This window comes from Ruminococcus sp. XPD3002 (assembly GCA_900119535.1).
Taxonomy (GTDB): Bacteria; Bacillota; Clostridia; order Oscillospirales; family Ruminococcaceae; genus Ruminococcus; species Ruminococcus flavefaciens_H.
In genome coordinates this window covers 25,812-45,094 of sequence record FPJT01000003.1, presented here as the reverse complement: position 1 = coordinate 45,094, position 19,283 = coordinate 25,812, and the positions used below count along the sequence as shown (strand labels likewise).

At 43.0% G+C, this 19,283-nt stretch carries 16 protein-coding genes and 1 other RNA gene; 8 read left to right on the top strand and 9 right to left on the bottom strand.

Annotated features, from left to right (window positions below; genetic code table 11):
- The first annotated feature begins 11 nt into the window (after nt 1-11).
- The 8 genes from BT127_RS03255 to BT127_RS03220 all read left to right on the top strand — a co-directional run bounded on the left by BT127_RS03255 (nt 12) and on the right by BT127_RS03220 (nt 8,837).
- Nucleotides 12-2,003: a CoB--CoM heterodisulfide reductase iron-sulfur subunit A family protein gene (locus BT127_RS03255; RefSeq protein ID WP_075423603.1), complete on the top strand. Its 1,992-nt coding sequence runs from the start codon at nt 12-14 to the stop codon at nt 2,001-2,003.
- Complete coding sequence (locus BT127_RS03250) at nt 1,994-2,434, top strand: hydrogenase iron-sulfur subunit (RefSeq protein WP_075423602.1); 441 nt, start codon at nt 1,994-1,996, stop codon at nt 2,432-2,434. The genes BT127_RS03255 and BT127_RS03250 overlap by 10 nt, the downstream gene beginning before the upstream one ends.
- Complete coding sequence (locus BT127_RS03245) at nt 2,419-3,390, top strand: 4Fe-4S dicluster domain-containing protein (protein ID WP_075423601.1); 972 nt, start codon at nt 2,419-2,421, stop codon at nt 3,388-3,390. Before BT127_RS03250 ends, BT127_RS03245 begins: the two co-directional genes overlap by 16 nt.
- A complete protein-coding gene (locus BT127_RS03240) occupies nt 3,390-4,409 on the top strand; it encodes a 4Fe-4S dicluster domain-containing protein (RefSeq protein WP_075423600.1) in 1,020 nt (339 codons plus the stop codon). The genes BT127_RS03245 and BT127_RS03240 overlap by 1 nt, the downstream gene beginning before the upstream one ends.
- Nucleotides 4,409-5,236: an FAD/NAD(P)-binding protein gene (locus BT127_RS03235; RefSeq protein ID WP_075423599.1), complete on the top strand. Its 828-nt coding sequence runs from the start codon at nt 4,409-4,411 to the stop codon at nt 5,234-5,236. The genes BT127_RS03240 and BT127_RS03235 overlap by 1 nt, the downstream gene beginning before the upstream one ends.
- A gap of 14 nt (nt 5,237-5,250) precedes the next feature.
- The gene (locus BT127_RS03230) at nt 5,251-5,934 is read left to right on the top strand and encodes a 4Fe-4S dicluster domain-containing protein (RefSeq protein WP_075423598.1); all 684 of its coding nucleotides are present in this window, start codon (nt 5,251-5,253) and stop codon (nt 5,932-5,934) included.
- Nucleotides 5,935-5,947: 13 nt separating this feature from the next.
- Complete coding sequence (locus BT127_RS03225) at nt 5,948-7,552, top strand: FAD-dependent oxidoreductase (protein WP_075423597.1); 1,605 nt, start codon at nt 5,948-5,950, stop codon at nt 7,550-7,552.
- 73 nt (nt 7,553-7,625) lie between these two features.
- On the top strand, nt 7,626-8,837 hold the full coding sequence (locus tag BT127_RS03220) for an aspartate-alanine antiporter-like transporter (RefSeq protein WP_075423596.1): 1,212 nt from the start codon (nt 7,626-7,628) through the stop codon (nt 8,835-8,837).
- 603 nt (nt 8,838-9,440) lie between these two features.
- On the opposite strand, the gene BT127_RS03215 is transcribed toward BT127_RS03220, so the two are convergent.
- The 9 genes from BT127_RS03215 to BT127_RS03180 all read right to left on the bottom strand — a co-directional run bounded on the left by BT127_RS03215 (nt 9,441) and on the right by BT127_RS03180 (nt 19,242).
- On the bottom strand, nt 9,441-10,397 hold the full coding sequence (locus BT127_RS03215) for a hypothetical protein (protein ID WP_075423803.1): 957 nt from the start codon (nt 10,395-10,397) through the stop codon (nt 9,441-9,443).
- 7 nt (nt 10,398-10,404) lie between these two features.
- On the bottom strand, nt 10,405-10,842 hold the full coding sequence (locus BT127_RS03210; RefSeq protein WP_075423595.1) for a DUF4869 domain-containing protein: 438 nt from the start codon (nt 10,840-10,842) through the stop codon (nt 10,405-10,407).
- Between the two features lie 821 nt (nt 10,843-11,663).
- On the bottom strand, nt 11,664-12,656 hold the full coding sequence (locus BT127_RS03205) for a restriction endonuclease (protein ID WP_075423594.1): 993 nt from the start codon (nt 12,654-12,656) through the stop codon (nt 11,664-11,666).
- Nucleotides 12,657-12,680: 24 nt separating this feature from the next.
- Nucleotides 12,681-13,718, bottom strand: a complete 1,038-nt coding sequence (locus tag BT127_RS03200) for a PIN domain-containing protein (protein ID WP_075423593.1) — start codon at nt 13,716-13,718, stop codon at nt 12,681-12,683.
- A 198-nt stretch (nt 13,719-13,916) separates the two neighbouring features.
- Nucleotides 13,917-14,708 (bottom strand): hypothetical protein, encoded by a 792-nt coding sequence (locus BT127_RS03195; RefSeq protein ID WP_075423592.1) that lies wholly within the window; start codon nt 14,706-14,708, stop codon nt 13,917-13,919.
- The gene (locus BT127_RS03190) at nt 14,708-16,558 is read right to left on the bottom strand and encodes a class I SAM-dependent DNA methyltransferase (protein WP_350339272.1); all 1,851 of its coding nucleotides are present in this window, start codon (nt 16,556-16,558) and stop codon (nt 14,708-14,710) included. The genes BT127_RS03195 and BT127_RS03190 overlap by 1 nt, the downstream gene beginning before the upstream one ends.
- Nucleotides 16,540-17,430 carry a type IIL restriction-modification enzyme MmeI gene (locus tag BT127_RS17125; RefSeq protein WP_350339271.1) on the bottom strand — a complete coding sequence of 297 codons (891 nt, stop codon included), beginning with the start codon at nt 17,428-17,430 and terminating at the stop codon, nt 16,540-16,542. The genes BT127_RS03190 and BT127_RS17125 overlap by 19 nt, the downstream gene beginning before the upstream one ends.
- 733 nt (nt 17,431-18,163) lie before the next feature.
- Nucleotides 18,164-18,533, bottom strand: a transfer-messenger RNA (tmRNA) gene (gene ssrA / locus BT127_RS03185).
- Between the two features lie 112 nt (nt 18,534-18,645).
- Nucleotides 18,646-19,242, bottom strand: a complete 597-nt coding sequence (locus BT127_RS03180) for a class I SAM-dependent methyltransferase (RefSeq protein WP_075423591.1) — start codon at nt 19,240-19,242, stop codon at nt 18,646-18,648.
- Nucleotides 19,243-19,283: the final 41 nt, after the last annotated feature.

The following is a 19,283-nucleotide window of genomic DNA, read 5'->3' as shown; positions in this document are numbered from 1 at the left end:
GAGGAGATACGATGCAGAGAATAGGAGTATTTGTCTGTCATTGCGGTACTAATATCGCCGCAACCGTGGACGTTAAAGCTGTTGCAGAGGCTCTTGGTCACGAACCGGGAGTAGTTATCTCTCAGGATTACCAGTATATGTGTTCCGAATCAGGACAGAACCTTGTCAAGGATGCTATAAAAGAGCATAATCTTACAGGAATAGTTATCTGTTCATGTTCACCTCGTATGCACGAGAATACATTCCGTAAGGCTGCTGCTTCAGTAGGTCTCAACCCGTATCTTGTTGAGATAGCAAATATACGCGAGCAGTGCTCATGGATACACAAAGAGATAGCAACAGCTACAGAGAAGGCAATAATTCTTGGTAAGGCTGCTGTTGCGAAGGTGCACCTCAACGCACCGCTCACAGCAGGTGAGAGTCCTGTGGTAAAGAGAGCGCTTGTTATCGGCGGAGGCATAGCAGGTATACAGACTGCACTTGATATAGCTGAGGCAGGCTTCGATGTTGATATCGTAGAGAAAGAGCCTACTATCGGCGGTAAAATGGCTCAGATCGATAAGACCTTCCCGACACTCGACTGTGCCGCTTGTATCCTTACACCTAAAATGGTTGAATGTTCACAGAATGAGAAGATACATATCCACTCATTCAGCGAAGTTTCGGACGTAAAGGGCTTCGTAGGTAATTTCACCGTTACAATAAAGAAAAAAGCTCGTTTCGTTGACGAGACAAAGTGTACAGGCTGCGGACTCTGTACCGAGAAATGTCCTATGAAGAAAGTCCCCAACGAGTTCAATATGGGACTTGATAACAGAACAGCTATCTACATCCCGTTCGCTCAGGCTGTACCAAAGGTAGCAACTATCGATCCGAACCACTGCATGATGCTTAAGACAGGCAAGTGCGGAGTCTGCTCAAAGGTATGCTCAGTTGGAGCTATCGATTACAAGCAGCAGGATCAGTTCATTGAGGAGAAGTACGGTGCTATCGTAGTAGCAACAGGCTTCAATCCTATAAAGCTTGATAAGTATGACGAATTCGCATACAATCAGTGTGCCGATGTAGTTACATCACTTGAACTTGAAAGACTTATGAATGCCGCAGGACCTAACGGCGGTACACTTCTTCGTCCTTCCGACAAGACTCATCCGCACAAGATCGTATTCGTTCAGTGTGTCGGTTCAAGATGCGATGACAGCAAGGGTAAGCCTTACTGCTCGAAGATATGCTGTATGTACACAGCTAAGCATGCGATGCTCATCCGTGAGAAATATCCCGATACAGAGGTCTATGTATTCTATATCGACGTTCGTACTCCCGGTAAGAACTTTGATGAATTCTACCGCCGTGCAGTTGAACAGTACAATGTTCACTACATAAAGGGCATGGTAGGAAAGGTAACTCCTAAGAGTGACGGAAAGATAGATGTTCAGGCGAGTGACCTTCTCTCAAACGAGCAGCTCCATATTGATGCTGACCTTGTAGTTCTTGCTGCTGCTATCGAGCCGGACAAGACTGCACGTCCGCTTGCTACGATGCTCACAACACAGATGGATACAAACGACTTCTTCACCGAGGCACACCCGAAGCTCCGTCCTGTAGAGAGTGCTACAGCAGGTATATTCCTCTCAGGTGCATGTCAGGGACCAAAGGATATCCCTGAAACAGTTGCACAGGGAAGTGCTGCTGCTGCAAAGGCTATCGGACTTCTCTGCAAGAACAGCATAACCTGCAATCCATGTGTTGCTCATTCGGACGAACTCATGTGCAACGGCTGTTCATCATGTGAAAAGGTCTGCCCATACGGTGCTATCACATATATCGACAAGGAATTCAGGATGCCTGACAGAACTACTGCAATACGCAGAGTTGCAAGCGTCAATCCTGCTGTATGTCAGGGATGCGGAGCTTGTACAGTTGCTTGTCCTTCAGGCGCTATGGACCTTAACGGATTCTCGAACAGTCAGATTATGGCGGAGGTAGACGCAATATGCAAGTAAATAATAATTTCGAGCCTGTTATCGTGGCTTTCTGCTGTAACTGGTGTTCATATGCAGGCGCTGACCTTTCAGGCACTAACAGACTTAATTACCCGACTAATGTAAAGATCATCAGAGTTCCCTGTTCATGCAGAGTAAACCCGATGTTCATACTCCGTGCATTCCAGAAGGGCGCAGACGGAGTTATAATATGCGGATGCCACCCAGGTGACTGCCACTACACTTCGGGCAACTACTTCACACGACGCAGGATAACGCTCCTTTACAGTATGCTTGATTTCCTCGGCATCGAGAGAAACAGAACGAGACTCGAATGGGTATCTGCCGCTGAGGGTGCGAAGTTCGCAGCGACTATGCAGCAGTTCACCGAGGATGTAAGAAAGCTTGGACCTAACCGCAGATTGGAGGACTTACGATGCAGGAAGCAATGATAAAAAGAGCAAAGGAGCTTCTGGCAGACGGTACGGTAAATCGTGTTATCGGCTGGAAGAAGGGTGAATTCTTCTACGATATAACACCTGCCGTTTTCGAGACTGCCGAAGAGATCGATGCTGATTTCGTATTTGATGATTTCACATCTGCAAATGTATCAAAGTATCTCGTAAAAGAGAGTAAGAAGGAGGGCAAGATACTTGCGTTCCTCAAGCCTTGTGATACATACAGCTTCAATCAGCTCATCAAGGAGCACAGAGTAGTCCGTGAGAACGTTTATATCATCGGCGTTCCGGGCGGTCCTAAGCTTGATATCGAGAAGATAAAGGCAAAGGGAATAACAGGTGTTCTTGGTGTTAAGAACGAGAATTTCACACTTAAGATAGATACACTCTACGGCGAGGAGACTATGCCTTTCTATGAGGCGATTTGCGGAAAGTGTGCAGACTGCAAGAGCAAGAAGCATGTTATCTACGATGAGCTTATCGGCGAGGACGGAGATGTACTCGATTCAAACCGCTTCGATATGGTCGAGAAGCTGGAGAACATGACAGCTCAGGAGAGATTTGAATTCTGGAGAGAGCAGCTCTCAAAGTGCATACGCTGCAATGCCTGCCGTAATGTCTGTCCTGCCTGCACTTGCGAAAAGTGCGTATTCGATAACCCGAATTCAGGTGTAGAGAACAAGGCTGCATCAGACAGCTTCGAGGAGAACATGTTCCATATTATCAGGGCATTCCACGTTGCAGGAAGATGTACAGATTGCGGCGAGTGTTCAAGAGTCTGCCCTCAGAACATACCGCTACACCTTCTCAACAGAAAGTTCATCAAGGACATCAATGCTCTTTACGGTGAATATCAGGCAGGTGCTGATACAACTTCAAGAGCACCTCTTAACACTTATGATACAGAAGATTGTGAGCCTTCGATCGTACATGAAAGGGGTGTTGAGTGATGCTTAAAATAGCTAAGAACAGACTGAATGAGCTTTTTGCTGCGATCGCAGAAAAGCAGACACTGTATATCCCCGTTGACCGTGAGGACGGTGCGGCTGAATACAGAAAGTGGGAAAACGGCTGTGAAATGAGCGGTGCTCTCAATACAGTACGCAGTGCAAAGGATTTCTTCTTCCCTCAGACCGAGAATCTTGTGGACTTCAAAATGGAGGGCAAGAATATCGAGGTCATCGATATACGCAAGGAGTCAGAGGACTTCGTTATATTCGGCGTTAAAGCCTGCGATGCAAGAAGCTTTACTATACTCGACAAGGTTTTCCTTGTTGATCCTGTGGATTCATACTACAAGACAAGACGTGACCACGGTACAGTTGTTACTATGGCTTGTACACGTCCATCCGAGACATGCTTCTGCGGAGTTTTCGGCATAGATGCTACTGCTCCCGAAGGTGATGCAGCATGCTTCAGTGACGGAGAGAATATCTTCTTCAAGGCAAACACTGAAAAAGGTCAGGCTTTCATCGATTCAATTTCCTCTATGCTTGAGGAAGGCGATACAGCTAAGCTTGACGAGGTTCAGGCAAAGACAAAGAGCATACTTGAAAAGCTCCCTCTTGCTAACCTCTCCACCGATTCATTCGGCGGCGCCAGACTTAAAGAGCACTTCAACTCTGATAAGTGGGGAGAGCTTTCCGAGGCTTGTCTCGGATGCGGTACATGTACCTTTGTATGCCCTACATGTCAGTGCTATGATATCAAGGATTTCAATACAGGTCACGGCATAAAGCGTTTCCGCTGCTGGGATTCCTGTATGTATTCAGACTTTACCAAAATGGCTCACGGAAATCCGCGTCTAACTCAGCTGGAGCGTTTCCGTCAGAGATTCATGCATAAGCTTGTATACTTCCCTGCAAACAACGAGGGAGAATTCGGCTGTGTAGGATGCGGAAGATGTCTTTCCAAGTGTCCTATATCCATGAATATAGTCAAGGTAATGAAAGCATTGGAGGTAAAGTGATGAATAACGATACATTGATACCTTACGTGGGAGTAGTTACCGACATCAGACAGGATACTCCCGATGTAAAGACTTTCAGAGTTGTTTCACCTGAAGGCGGAAAGGTCTTCGAGCATATGCCCGGTCAGTGTGCTATGCTTTCTGTACCGGGAGTAGGCGAGGGAATGTTCTCAATAACTTCATCTCCTACTAACAAGGAGTTTATGGAGTTCAGCATAAAGAAATGCGGATGCCTTACAACATGGCTCCACGCTATGGAGGTAGGACAGCAGATAACTATCCGCGGACCATACGGAAACCACTTCCCTGTTGAAACAGAACTCAAAGGCAAGGATCTTCTCTTTATCGCAGGCGGTATCGGTCTTGCACCGCTCCGTTCTGTTATAAACTACGTTCGCGACAAGCGTGAGAACTACGGCGATATCCAGATAGTATACGGTTCACGTTCCAAGGACGACCTCGTCGATTATCAGGAGATACTCGATGAGTGGATGAATGACGATGGCGTAGAGGTTAACCTCACCATCGATAACCCGCAGGAGGGATGGGACGGACATGTTGGATTTGTTCCTAATTACGTCAAAGAGCTCAATCCTTCCACCAACAAGACAGTTCTTGTCTGCGGACCGCCTATCATGATCAAGTTCACCCTTGCAGGTCTTAAGGAGCTTGGCTTCACAGAGACTCAGGTATATACTACTATGGAGCTTCGTATGAAGTGTGCTGTAGGAAAGTGCGGAAGATGCAATATCGGCAATAAGTATGTATGCAAGGACGGTCCCGTTTTCCGTTTCGACCAGCTTGACGAGCTGCCTGATGAATATTAAGGAGGAGAATTCGCATGGAAAATATGTTAAATGTATACCTGTTCGGCAAGAAGTATGAAGTGCCTGCAGGACTTACAATAATGACAGCAATGGAATATGCAGGCTATGAGCTTGTCCGCGGATGCGGATGCCGTAACGGTTTCTGCGGCGCATGTGCCACTATATACAGAATAAAGGGCGAGATAGAGCTTCACGGATGTCTTGCCTGTCAGACAGAAGTACAGGAGGGCATGTATGTTGCAACACTGCCTTTCTTCCCGCTTGAAAAGAGAGTTTACAACATCGAGGAGATAAAGCCGGATCAGCAGATAATGATGCAGCTTTACCCCGAGATATACAGCTGTATCGGATGCAATGCATGTACAAAAGCCTGCACACAGGAACTGAACGTTATGCAGTATATCGCATACGCTCAGAGAGGTGAATACGAGAAGTGTGCAGAGGAGAGCTTCGACTGCGTAATGTGCGGAGTATGTTCATCACGCTGTCCTGCAGGCATCTCACATCCACAGGTAGCAATGCTTGCAAGACGTCTTAACGGTAAGTATATCGCTCCCGAATGCGGACATCTCAATGACCGCGTAAACGAGATAAACGAGGGCATTTTCGATGAGAAAATGGCTGAGCTCATGTCCAAGGCAGTAACAAACGTTGAAGAGCTTAAGGACATGTACAACAACCGCGAGATCGAGAAGTAAGGGGGAGCAAAGTATGTATAAGATAGACAGACTCAATGAACTTGCAAAGGTCGTAGCTGCCAAGAGAGCAGAGAATACTCCCATGGAGCCGAGAAGAATGACTGCCGAGGAGAAGGACGAGCTTCTTGCAAAGTTCCATCCCGATTATAAGGAAGGGGAGTTCTCGATACTCTCAGCAGGCGTTAACAAGGGTTCAAAGGTGCCTACACAGCTTGCTGATCTGCTTCAGGGCAAGAGCCGTATCGCTCCTTCCGATGTTGACCTTTCTGCTCCTGATTATGATACTGATGTTCTCATCATCGGCGGAGGCGGTGCAGGTGCATCGGCTGCAATAGAGGCTGACGAGGCAGGAGTAAAGGCAATGATCGTTACAAAGCTCCGTATCGGCGATGCAAACACAATGATGGCAGAGGGCGGAATACAGGCAGCTGACAAGCCGAATGATTCTCCTGCTATCCACTTTATCGATGCATTCGGCGGCGGACACTTCGCAGCAAAGCCTGAGCTTGTAAAGAAGCTCGTTACAAAGGCTCCCGAAGCTATACAGTGGCTCAACAAGCTTGGTGTAGAGTTCGATAAGGAACCTGACGGCACAATGGTAACTACTCACGGCGGCGGTACTTCACGCAAGCGTATGCACGCTGCAAAGGACTACTCAGGTGCAGAGATCATGAGAACTCTCCGTGATGAGGTAATAAACAGAGGTATCCCTGTTATCGACTTCACCGCAGCTATCGAGATAATCCTTGACGAAAACGGCAAGGCAGCAGGTGCTGTACTTATGAACATGGAAACAAAGGAGCTTCTCGTAGCAAGAGCAAAGGTTGTTATCATTGCTACAGGCGGTGCAGGACGTCTTCACTATCAGGGCTTCCCTACATCCAACCACTACGGTGCAACTGCTGACGGACTTATTCTCGGATACAGAGTCGGCGCAAGCCTTCTTTACGCAGATACTCTTCAGTATCACCCGACAGGTACAGGCTATCCTGAGCAGATATTCGGTGCTCTCGTTACAGAGAAGGTACGTTCTCTCGGTGCTAAGCTGGTCAATATCGACGGTGATGTATTCATGCATCCTCTCGAGACTCGTGATGTTACAGCAGCTTCTATTATCCGTGAGTGTACAGCAAGGGATAAGGGCATCGAGACTAACCTCGGCAAGGCAGTATGGCTCGATACTCCAATGATAGAACTTAAGCACGGCGAGGGAACTATCGAAAAGAGGATCCCTGCAATGCTCAGAATGTTCGGCAAGTACGGCATAGATATCCGCAAGGAGCCTATCCTTGTTTATCCTACACTTCACTACCAGAATGGCGGTCTCAATATTACTGACGAGTGTGCTACCGATGTAGAGAACCTCTATGCAGCAGGAGAAGTTGCCGGCGGTATCCACGGACGCAACAGACTTATGGGCAATTCACTTCTTGACGTTATAGTATTCGGCAGAAATGCAGGCATATATGCGGCAGCAAAGGCAAAGGAAACAGCAGTTCCTTCAAAGCTCACACTGGAGCACATCAACTCCTTCAACAAGGAGCTTGAAGCTACTGGAGCAGCAACAGAGACAGTTTCACCAATGCTCCTTCCGCACTATGCAAGAAAGACAAAATAAGCATAATAAATATCGGGACGCAATTTGCGTCCCGAAGCTGTGTAAAAATTAAAAGAAAGTTAAGTGATTATAAATGGATTTTTTTAATGGGATACTATCTGTTCATGGTGTATCTTTTCTTATGATATCTGTTATCGCCATAGCTGCACTGGGCTATATTCTTGGACGTATAACCATTAAAGGCGTATCTCTCGGTACAGCAGGTGTATTCATCGTTGCACTTCTTTACGGATGTCTTTTCTACAAGCAGCTCTCTGACGAGATAAATACTGATTTCGTAGGAAATGCTCTGAAGATAGTCGATAACCTCGGACTTATCCTCTTTGTTACGGCGGTCGGATTTATTGCAGGTCCGAATTTCTTCGGCAACTTCAAGAAGAATTTTAAATCATACGTGCTTCTTGCAGTGATAATCATTCTCAGCGGCGGAATTACCTGTGCGGGATGTATCCTTGTTGGAAGAAACTTCACAGACCTCACTACAGAGGAGTTTACTGCAATGCTCACAGGAATCCTCTCAGGAGCCCTTACAAGTACCCCCGGATTCTCCGCAGCTAAGGACGCTGTAGCTAATGACCACTTACAGAGCATCGTATCTGTAGGCTATGCTATAGCTTATATATTCGGCGTTATCGGAGTTGTTCTCTTTGTACAGATCATACCTAAAATGCTCAAAGCTGATATGCCGAAGGAAAGAGAGCTTCTCGGAGCAACAGCAAAGAAGTCCGAGAAGGCAAAGGGAAAATCCACATTCATCGAAATGGACGATTTCGGTATAATGCCGTTTGCACTTGCAGCAGTTATCGGAATAATCGTAGGTTCATTCAAGTTCGGTAACTTCTCGCTCTCAACTACAGGCGGATGTCTGCTTGTGTCCCTTATTTTCGGACATTTCGGACACTTCGGAAAGCTTTCTGTAACTCCAAAGGATACTACACTTAAGGTGTTCCGCGAGCTGGGACTTATGTTCTTCCTTATCGGTGCAGGAGTTTCAGGCGGAGCGAAGTTCGTACAGTATTTCGATGCTGTATATTTCGTATACGGAATGGTAATGACAATAGTACCTATGATACTCGGATTTATTTTCGCAAAGTATGTGCTGAAACTGAGTCTTCTCAACAACCTCGGATCTATCACAGGAGGTATGACTTCAACTCCTGCGCTCGGAACTCTCATAAGTACAGCAGGTACAGAGAATGTTGCTTCTGCTTATGCGGCAACTTACCCTGTAGCTCTCATTTCTATCGTACTGGTGTCACAGTTCCTTATTATGTTATTCTCGTAAATGTAACTGACAATAAAAGGCTGTTGATTGCAGTACTGATACCCGTATAAAGGTTTTGCCCCGAAGCATTTAAAGTGCTTCGGGGCGTTGTGTTTAATTACAGCTACATCTATAACACACTCCATAGTCTGCACGGTCACCATTTACTAAACGGTTATCCTCTGCAAAAGCGCCCTTAAAGCGTTCCATTCTCATGCTGTAATCATATACGCCTCTGCCCGATATCCCAACAAAGGGCAGGGGTTCAATTCCCTTCGCCGACACCATAACCCATCTCCACCATTTCGCCATCAATTTCAAGAGAAAGTGTGCTCCTGAGAATAGGTATCATTTTAGGTAGGTCACGTTCATTTGCACGTTGAACCCGCAAACTTTTCATGCAAATCAAATCAAAAAAGAATCCCGATATACCGTTTAATCACAGTATATCGGGATTCTTGTAACCTTTTCGGTTACGAATTTTTGATTGGTGGAGGCGATGCACCTCCCTCTGGAGATGCGTATTTTTAAGATTTCCGAAGTGCGACACCTCGGTGTTTCGGCGTTTTTGGGGGGGTGTCAGAAGCGCTTCTTTGTCGTCACAGCGAAAGGGCAGGTACCGGTTTATTCTGTGTAAATCTCAACAATGATCTTCCTGGCATTATTGTCATTCAAGTATACGGGATTGATCTCTTTTTTCGCATATTGGAACGGTGTATCAACAGTTACTTCGATCAGATAATGCTCAAAGAAGTTTTCCCAGCTGAAGTATTCAGAGCATTCTATATATGAAGATGGGTTATCAAGGATCTCTGTCATGTTCTCTGATTTGATCAAGCCTGATCTCAGGATCAGCCATTCAAATGATTCCGGCAAACAAAGTCGAATATTCGCAGCCGAACGCATTTTCAGAATTCTGTCAATTTCAGAACCAAATGCAGCACCATCTGCGATCACAAAAACCTTCTTGTCTTCATGTTCAAGAAGCCATTTGAATATAGCGGAGTTGGACGAAGATGTGAAGCACTCGATGCTGCTGTCACGAAAGTAATGCTGATAAAACTGAAAACCCGATTTGGAATCCTCTGTCAGCAAAGCGTCAAATGTCAGTTTTGAGCCTGCCTTTTCCTTATAGTAGACGTGCTTGCTGTTTGATCTGTATATCTTCTTAAAGCTGTGATACTTTCCGCTTGCTTTGATCTCATATATCTCTTCAACGCTGTACGGAAGTTCATGCAGGCTCTCTCTGTTGAAGATCACATAGTAGTTATCCGTGGCTTTGATCGTATGTGCAAATTCTTTTGTTTTCAGAAATTCTGCACCTTCATCTATGAACACGATGCTGTCATGGATGCCAACAAGCTGATGTTTCCAGTCAAGGTCTATCAGCGCAGCACATGGCTTGTCACAGGATATATTGACACCGCTCGCTTCATGGAGTCTGGTATAGTCTGCGATCATATCATACAGAGTTGTCTTTCCGGTCCCACTGTCTCCACGGACGATTGTGATATTCCTATGCAGATCAAACTTGAAAACAGCGTCTCTGTTTTTTACTTCAACATGATGTGTTCCTGTCATAGCTGCCTCACACAAATTCTCCGGCTTCTGCAACGAGATCGCCCATATTCTTTACGATCTTACCGGTATTAAGCACTCTGATCTTAAACTCGCCCTTGCCGAAATCCATCAGATGACGCAGATTGATGATCACTTTCTTATCATCTGCGATTCTCAGTATCCACTCTGCACAGTTATCACCGCAGGTGGAAGCGTTGAAGACCTTTGTTTTGTCATAGGCGATCAGCAGAAGTGTCTTCACACCACCAGACAGTTTTTTAGGGCTCATATTTCCAAAAACAGGACTGGCAATGGTCTTTTCATCAATGACCTCAGAATGGTCTACGGCTTGTATGATCTCTCTTGACAGCGGTTTGGTGATCCAGCTGTCCTTATATGTGTTATTAAAGTAGATATTGGTATTGTAGATCGCATCAGGCATATCTCCGAAATAAACATTCAGCATTGCGTATCACCTCTGTATATACTATTGTCCTATATCGTCAAAGTATTCTAATGCTATTATACCACATCGTCCTCAGAAACGCAATATATTTGTAAAAGAATTATCAATGAACTTTTCGTAGGTTTTCCAGAATCAGAAAAAAGCACCTTTGTTAGTTTCGCAAATCTTCTTCAAAAGTAATTGCATTCCATACACCATGCTGATAAAATAATGATGACCGGTCCAAAAATGCGAAAGGAATGCAGACAATGGATAACAAACCGCTAAGAGTAGCCTGTTATGCAAGGTACTCAACAAGTATGCAGAGAGAGGAGTCGATATCAGCACAGCTCAGGGCAATCGTCTACCCATGTTCCGTCCTCCACTTTGATCTCGCAGCCGCAGATGTCGCAAACTCTTACGTTTTCTTCCATTTCAATTACCTCCAAATATATATTTGATAAGGTAGGAAACACCCTATCATGACTATAATACATATTTAGAGGACGGATTTGATTCGGTTCAATGCAAAAATCGCCCTATGAGATCAGTTCTCATAGGGTGTTGATCGTTTTTCGCCATTTCGCCATCAGTTTTTAATGAAAGAGTAATATATATATTCTTGATCTTATATAGGTTAATAAAAATATATAGTAATGTATAATATATAAATAAAATAGATTATATATAGTCGTGAGATTATTAGAAAAAACACTACAAAAATAAATACTCCCAATAATTGAACGCCCGTTAGGGCTGACACTGTGACGACCGCAAGGGAGGAACGGTGGCATAGCCCAGCGCAGCTGCCTGCACGGAGTGCCACTGCCCGTGTAGGGCGTTTATAGTTCTTCTTTTGCAATAGGAATGTAAACCATCTTCAACGGTATCATCTTCTTATATTTTTCACTAAGGCTATCATAATATTTCAATATGAGGTCTACAAGTTCTTTGCCGTTGATCCCACGAATAATAGGTGTATTATCAAGATATTTCTGAGCCTTCTTGGTGTAGTTGGATAATGTAACAAATAAGCCATAATCGCCTTCACGCATTGCGCCTTTCAGGGATTGTATAGTAGTCTCTTTTATATCACTATCCTGGCTTTTCACTTGTACAAGGATTCTTGGGGGCAACTCATCTTTGTAAGCAGTGATATCTATACCGCTATCGCCGCCATGAGCTGATACACTTGTTCTATATCCCATTGCATTTAGAAGGTCGGCAACAAATTCTTCAAGATCATATCCTTTAAGATTTCGGCTAAGTTCTTTAAGAATATAATCCTTGGTATTCTCAATAATCTCATCTGCTGTAGCGGCAACTGTTTCATCGTCCATATTATCAGCAGCTGATATTCCGTTAAAGTTGTTATCCAAAGCTGAAAGAAATTCATCAGCGTAGTTCTTTACTGAAAAGAAAGATAATGCTGAGCCAATTTCATATAAAGCTCCTTGTGAGAAAAAAGTTCGTGGGAAATGCTTGAGCCATTTTACCGTATGTTGTTGTACATATCTTTCTGAATCAGGATTATGATAATACTCGCCTGTTACTTTACCAATATAAATCTCTCTGTTTATTTTAGAGGGAAAAACAACGTAATCATCAATTTGAACTTCATGAGCAAATCTATAAAGCATACCTGCACAATTGGCAACTCTCATTTTTTTATCATTTGGAAATGTGTCGGCGTATTTTTTCTTGAAAGCATCACGATCGGGAGCAATCTTGTTGAGGTCGCCAATTTCTTTCCATCCAATAGCTATCACATTTTCTTTCAAGAACAGATTATCATCAAGTGTATGTATTCCCCATACTCTTTTTTCGTCGGTCATTACTCTAACTCCTTCCCACTAAAATTAAAATGGTACTTCGGTATCTGTGATAATATCTACTTCTTCATAGTTTTCATTTAGCTTTTCAGTTACAGTTTTTATGAGTGCTGAAAGATGCTCAGGGAAATTCGAGGATGTTTCTTTGTAAAGCTTATTAAGCTTTTCGATGATAGTTATATCTATTTTTCTATCGTTATAGATTCGGTTATCATTATCCAAAAACACAGATACCTTAATCTTATCACTAAAAATATGATCCTGTATTACATTCTCTAAGTTATCCATTATTGATTTGATGTAAATCTCATCGAACTGTATACTTGTTAAGAAACCTCTATAGTATTCTTCATCGCCATAATAATTATACTCTGTAGTCCAACAAATACTATCAAGTGTATCTCGTAATTGTTCCCTTATTTTTTCTATATTAGGGATCTCCTTTTTCGGAGTTGATTCTGTCGATTTCCTATTTTCTAAAAGAGTGCCGAACATCGAGTTTTCCATAATCTTTATCTTTTTCTTAGTGTATTCTTCAAATTCTTTATTTAATGCATCTGATTTTTCCGTGAAACATTTATCATTTGTCAAAAACACTATTTCATCTTCACCATTATTTTTAAAGAATTCAATTATAGACAGCCACATTAAGGTATCTTTAAATCCCTTATCACTTGCTTTATCGTTATCGTTAAAAGGAGGTATTTTATTGTATGCTCTTGTTAATATTCTATCGAATAATTCCGATGATGTTTCATAACCTATTATATGATTATTAAATAATGATTCGTAACAATGCTGAATGAATTCTTTGCGCTTGATTAATTCCGTTTCAAGATCATTATTGCTTTTTAGTGTGAGAAGCGATTTTATTTCTTTACGTAGTTTTAGAGCTTTTTCATAGGCTGTTTTCTTCACTGCACATTGTTGCGCTTTTCGTTCTTCAATTGATACCTGCGTAACATAGGGTATGTATTTCTTGTCTAATTTTTTTATTACTTCACTTAAGTTTTGATTCTGTACAATAAAATTTGTATCAAATACAAAAGCTAATTTTTCTTCCATAATATTACCTCGATTCTTAATTTTACAAAGCATCGTATATCAGGAGTAAAGAATCCCTACTTCGATATCTTCGGGGCGATCCTACTGAGATCATCTATCTCATCTCAACCGATAGCTATAATAATCCTTTCAAGAACAGAGTGTCGTCAAAGGTGCGTATTCCCATACTTATGTTTCCGCAGTTTTCTTAATCGCTACCTAAGCATTCTGCGATAAACAACTTAGGAAATTGTAATTATGTAACTTAGATTTGTCTGCTAAATATTTGATTTGGTGACCAATTGGTACTGAGTCTTTATGATCTGATGATTCTATATATGTATTTACAAACCAAGGCGTAGATAATGGAATTATTCTATTAATAGCCATAATATCATTATTTAAATCCGGTTTTATCGCATTCCACAAATCTATCTGCCATTTTTTAAAAGCAGTTACAAAATCCGCTGTAACATCATAAATGTTGACCTTTTCGACATTCATCTTAAGAAGTTCGTCTCTGAATTTTCCGTTTATACCACTATCCTTTGCTGTCAAGTCAGAGACTTTAGCCAAAACGTCTACCTTACCTTTTAATGCATCCGTCGTAATTAGCTTAATAGGAAGAGAGTTATGAGCAGTATAGGTTCTTATGTTATATAGGAATCTATAACAAAAATCTGTATCATAAAATCCGAATTTAAGTTTCTTAAAGACAGTAGCATAATGCCTTTCATTATAACTTATCCACATATAGAAAGAATTAACTAAATTGGAAAACAGTCTGTTTATATTTATAAAGTCGTTGTCACCCTGCTGGAGTGTAGTCTCACAGTAACGATTGAATTCTTGACAATTCATAAGGATCAAAGGATAATAGTCAATTTCATTAAGCAATTTTGAGATTTTCTTGGATTTATCTTCTATAATTAGGAACTCATTCTCTGTTATAGACTTGTTATCATATATGCCTCCGAAGCAAGAAATGTGATATCTTTTGTTGTCACTCATTATTTCCCCTCCGTGAGCCTCTGATACATCTTCATCAGCTCGGCAACGCACTCGCTCTCGGTGTTGAGCTTGCCCCAGAAGCCGTAAGCCTCCATGACGGCACGGTCGTTCGCCTGATGAGCCTTGCGAAGTTCGGGCGGCATAGTGAGTTCGTCGTAGAGGTCGGCGAGGGAACTGTCAGGGTAGAGAGCTCTTGCGTCGAGGATAGCTTGTGCAGTTTTCTCGATTTTAGCTTTCTGCTCTGGTGTAGGGGCACACCACGGGAAGTTGTTGTAGACTATATCCTTTGAATAACGGTAGTCGCTTTTGATTCTTCCGCAAACAGCTCTTGTCCATGCCATGTGAACATTTGACATTAAGATACCAAAATGATAAAGTTTCGCATTTGGGATAATCTGGACAGCGTCATTAACGATTATATCAGGCGACACAAAGCCAAAAGGAATGTACCGTCTTGTTTCGGATGAATGACGTGGAATAAGAATATATGTTGTGTTAGGTTGCCTTACTTCTTGGAATAGCATTGCTGTATCTGCACTACGTCTTGTAGCTTCTTTTGGACTGTTAAGTCTGAATTCTTTTACTCCTGCAACTCGTTCAGACAAAAATTTAGAGTTTCTAATATCAGAAGGAGAGGCATTTACAAGCCATATACAGAATCTCAGCTTATTGTTGATAAATTCAGTGGCGCCATATATTTGCTTTATATATTTTTCGATTTTAGGCTCTTTTGATACCGCCTCTTCTCTTTCTTCAGGTGTTAGAAATAAGAATCCGCCATCTGTCGGCTTATTTCCATAGATCATTTCAGGGACAGTTGATATAGGTGTACCTTTACTTTCAATAAATACATTGGGCGCTTCCACAAGAAACGGATTTATATTACTAACGATCTTATCAGTACCATTATCAAAAAGATGTCTATCCGCCTTATTATCCGCAATACTATAACCAACGATAACACAATGAACATGAGCTTTCAGACTTGCTTCACTGTCCCAGCGGAATGTGCGGTGTGCAAAGTCGATATGGATACTGAAACGATCATACAGCGGTTTCCATACACCTGCAACTTGTTCACCCTGCGTGATACTGTTGGTAGAAACAAAAGCGGATCTGATATTTGTGTCCACCATAAGCTGTGAAGCCTTGAAATACCATGCGGCAACATAATCTATCTTACCTGCGGTTTTGTAAGGCTTGCCTTTTTCGTCAACATAAATGGAAAGCATATCGTCTTTCTGCTCTTTAGATTGCAGAGAATAACCAACAAACGGCGGATTCCCCATAATATAAGACAGCTTCTCCTTCGGTACAACGCTCTCCCAGTCAATACGCAGAGCATTGCCCTCAATGATATGATCTTTATAGGATTTCAGCGGCAGGAAGTCGAGATTCACCTGCATAATATCTTCTGTCTCACGCAGCATTTTATGCTCAGCTATCCAAAGAGCTGTCCTTGCAACAGCCACAGCGAAGTCGTTTATCTCAATTCCGTAGAACTGGTTAATGCTTACCTGTATCAGATCATCAAGTCCCAGCATTGCCTGTCCACGGTTTTCCTCGAACAGAGCCTCGTTTTCAAGCTTACGGATCGAGAGGTACGTTTCCGTGAGGAAATTTCCGCTTCCGCAGGCAGGATCAAAGAACACAAGCGACGCAAGTTTGCTGCGGAATTCGCTCAAACGCTGTTTACGGGTACGCTCGTCCTTGTAAGCGATATAAGTATCGAGTTCCTTGCGGAGATCGCTGAGGAACAGCGGATCAATGACCTTGTGAATATTCTCGATAGAGGTATAGTGCATACCGCCGCTGCGTCTTGTTTCGGGGTTCAGCGTGGATTCAAACACCGCTCCGAGGTAAATGGCGGAATTTCTATCTTTTCGTCAGCGAAGAGTCCACCGTTAACGTATGGGAATGCTGAAAGCTCATCGTCCATATACGGATCGTACTCGTCACGCTGCTCCTGTGTCATATCCAACACCTTGAACAGCTCACGGAGCTTCTTGTGAACTTCCTTTACCGGAAATTGTTTGAGGTACTGACCGAACATCTCATGCTTCGGGAAAATCTGCGAATCCTCAGCGTACAGGCAGAAAACGAGTCTTACGCAAAGCATATTGAGACTTTTCAGCGTTTCGGGACTGTCTGGATTCTTGTACTGCTTTATGAGAGCATTGTACAGCTTTCCGACAAGTTCACCTGCATCAATGGATATCTGTTCCTCTTTTTTCAGTATTTCCGACTTTTGCTCAACGATAAACTGTAACTGGTAGAACTGCTTCGGCAGGTCTTTCAGCAGTATCTCGTCAGGCTCACCGTTTGGCTTGTTCATGTTATAAATGAGGATACGCTCGAAGTTCGAGACGATTATCCACCTTGCACGATCCTCATAGGGGAGATAGTTATTGTAGCGGAATGCCTGACCGTAGGGAGTGAGCTTCTCACCATCGGACTGCACAGCGGTCTTGCCGAGCTTCTTTTCAATGCTCTTTTGCTCTATCAGCACCTTTGTTGAGGGGATAAAGCCGTCTATGAACTTTGTGTTCTTCTCTATCACAACAGGCTTTTCAAACTGTATAATCGAAGTGGGATTCTCAACTCCCAGTACGTTCTGTAGTAAATCTATCCAGAAAAGCTGTGTTTCCTGCTTCTCATCGCCTTTGCCTTCCCAGCGTGCTGAGAATTCCTTGGCAGCTTTTATTTGTTGCTTTTCGGTCATTCCAACCATCCCCTTATATTACCATATTTTATTTATTATATCACACTTTGCTTAAATATTCAAGTGGAAAAGGCTCATTTTTAAACGATTTGTCAATCAGAAGTACAAGTTTAATTCGTTTTATTATGGACAGGGGTTCAATTCCCCTCGCCGACACCATAACCCGTCTCCGCCATTTCGCCATCAATTTCAAAAGAAAGTGTGCTTCTGAGAATAGGTATCATTTAAGGTAGGTCACGGTCATTTGCACGTTTAACCCACGAACTTTTTCAGGGCATCAAGATAAAACAAAATCCCTAAATACCGTTATTACATGGTATTTAGGGATTTTTGCAACCTTTCCGGTTACGCATTTTTGATTGGTGGAGGCGAACACAGTTGAATCCGTGCCAGAAAGTTTACAAAAGGCTATATATAGCCATTTGCAGCACTTTTGAACTGCCTGATTTTGAGCATCTTTCAGGTCGTAACCATCTGAAAGTGAGTATTTTTATAACTGCGCCAAAAACTCAATCGATGCAGCTGTGTGGGAAGGCATGGTAGCGGTAGCCTAATTGAACCCCTGTCACCGAAAATTTGGCTATTTTAAGCCGAAAACAAGTGCTTTGAACAGCAGGTAAAATTGCACAAATATTAGGAGGGGGACGTCCGCTTTTTGAAAGGTTAAAAGGGAGAAAACCGCTTAGCTACGGTTTTCTCCCTTTTGTAACATTTGCATATACGCATTTTAAGATGGTGGAGGCGAGGGGAATTGAACCCCTGTCCGAAAGCTCATTCATGCAACTTTCTACGAGCGTATTTTACCTATTATGATTCCCTGAGACGACCGCCGATAAACGGGCTGAAGAATCAGGTAGTCCGTATACAACCGTGGGACACGGACACTTCCCACGATCGTTCACCGCTCATCGATGCCCAAGCGAGAGCCGCGGTACTCTCCCGGTGGACAGAAGCTGACTTAAGCAGCTACCAGTTCGCTATTTCTAGAAACTGTAATGTTATTTCTTGCGTTTATATTTAAACGTGGCGAGGATTAAGGAGATCACGCCGTACTCCGCTCGCTTATCACACTTCAAAACCCCCGTCGAAACCTTTACGCCCCCATAATAATGAGGGATAATGGTTGAGGAATGAAATGTTCCGAATAATATTATACACCTTATTTAGTGATTTGTCAACTATGAAAGATAGTGTAAATCGTCGGGAAATGTAAGTTCACTTGGTAATAACAGCGACAGCACAGGGCATACGTCCGTCTATGACGAAAAATTCGGTATTTGTCAGTGACATATCGGCGAAGAACTGTTTATATGAATCGAAAGTAAACTCCTTTGTGAATCTTACGCCTATTTTTTCAAGGAGAGCGACAAGGAGTTTATCGGTGTTTTCAGAATTGTTGATATAGGTAGGTATGATGACTTTTCCACCTGTTTTGCATACTCTCAGAAGCTCGCTGACAGCTTTGCATGGATCATCAAGAAGGTGTATGATGTTGCCTGCTATGACCTTATCAAAGCTTTCGTCGTGTGCCTTTATATTGGTTATGTCTGTACGTTTGAAGGTAACATTTGAAAGGCCGCGGCAGTTTTTCTCTGCACGTCTCAGCATAGCAGGGGAGAAATCAGTAGCGACGATACATCTGCACTTCTGGGCTACCTTACGGGTTATAGCTCCCGTACCGCATGCACATTCGAGGACTGCGTCGTTTTCACTGACGTACTCGGAGGTACGCAGACCAAGCTCTCTGTACACCTTACCGTTTACTATCAACTCAAAACGGTCATAAAAACCTGATACCTTATCCCATATCATTATTTGTCTTCTCCTTACAGTAAGAATTAAATTGTCATCAC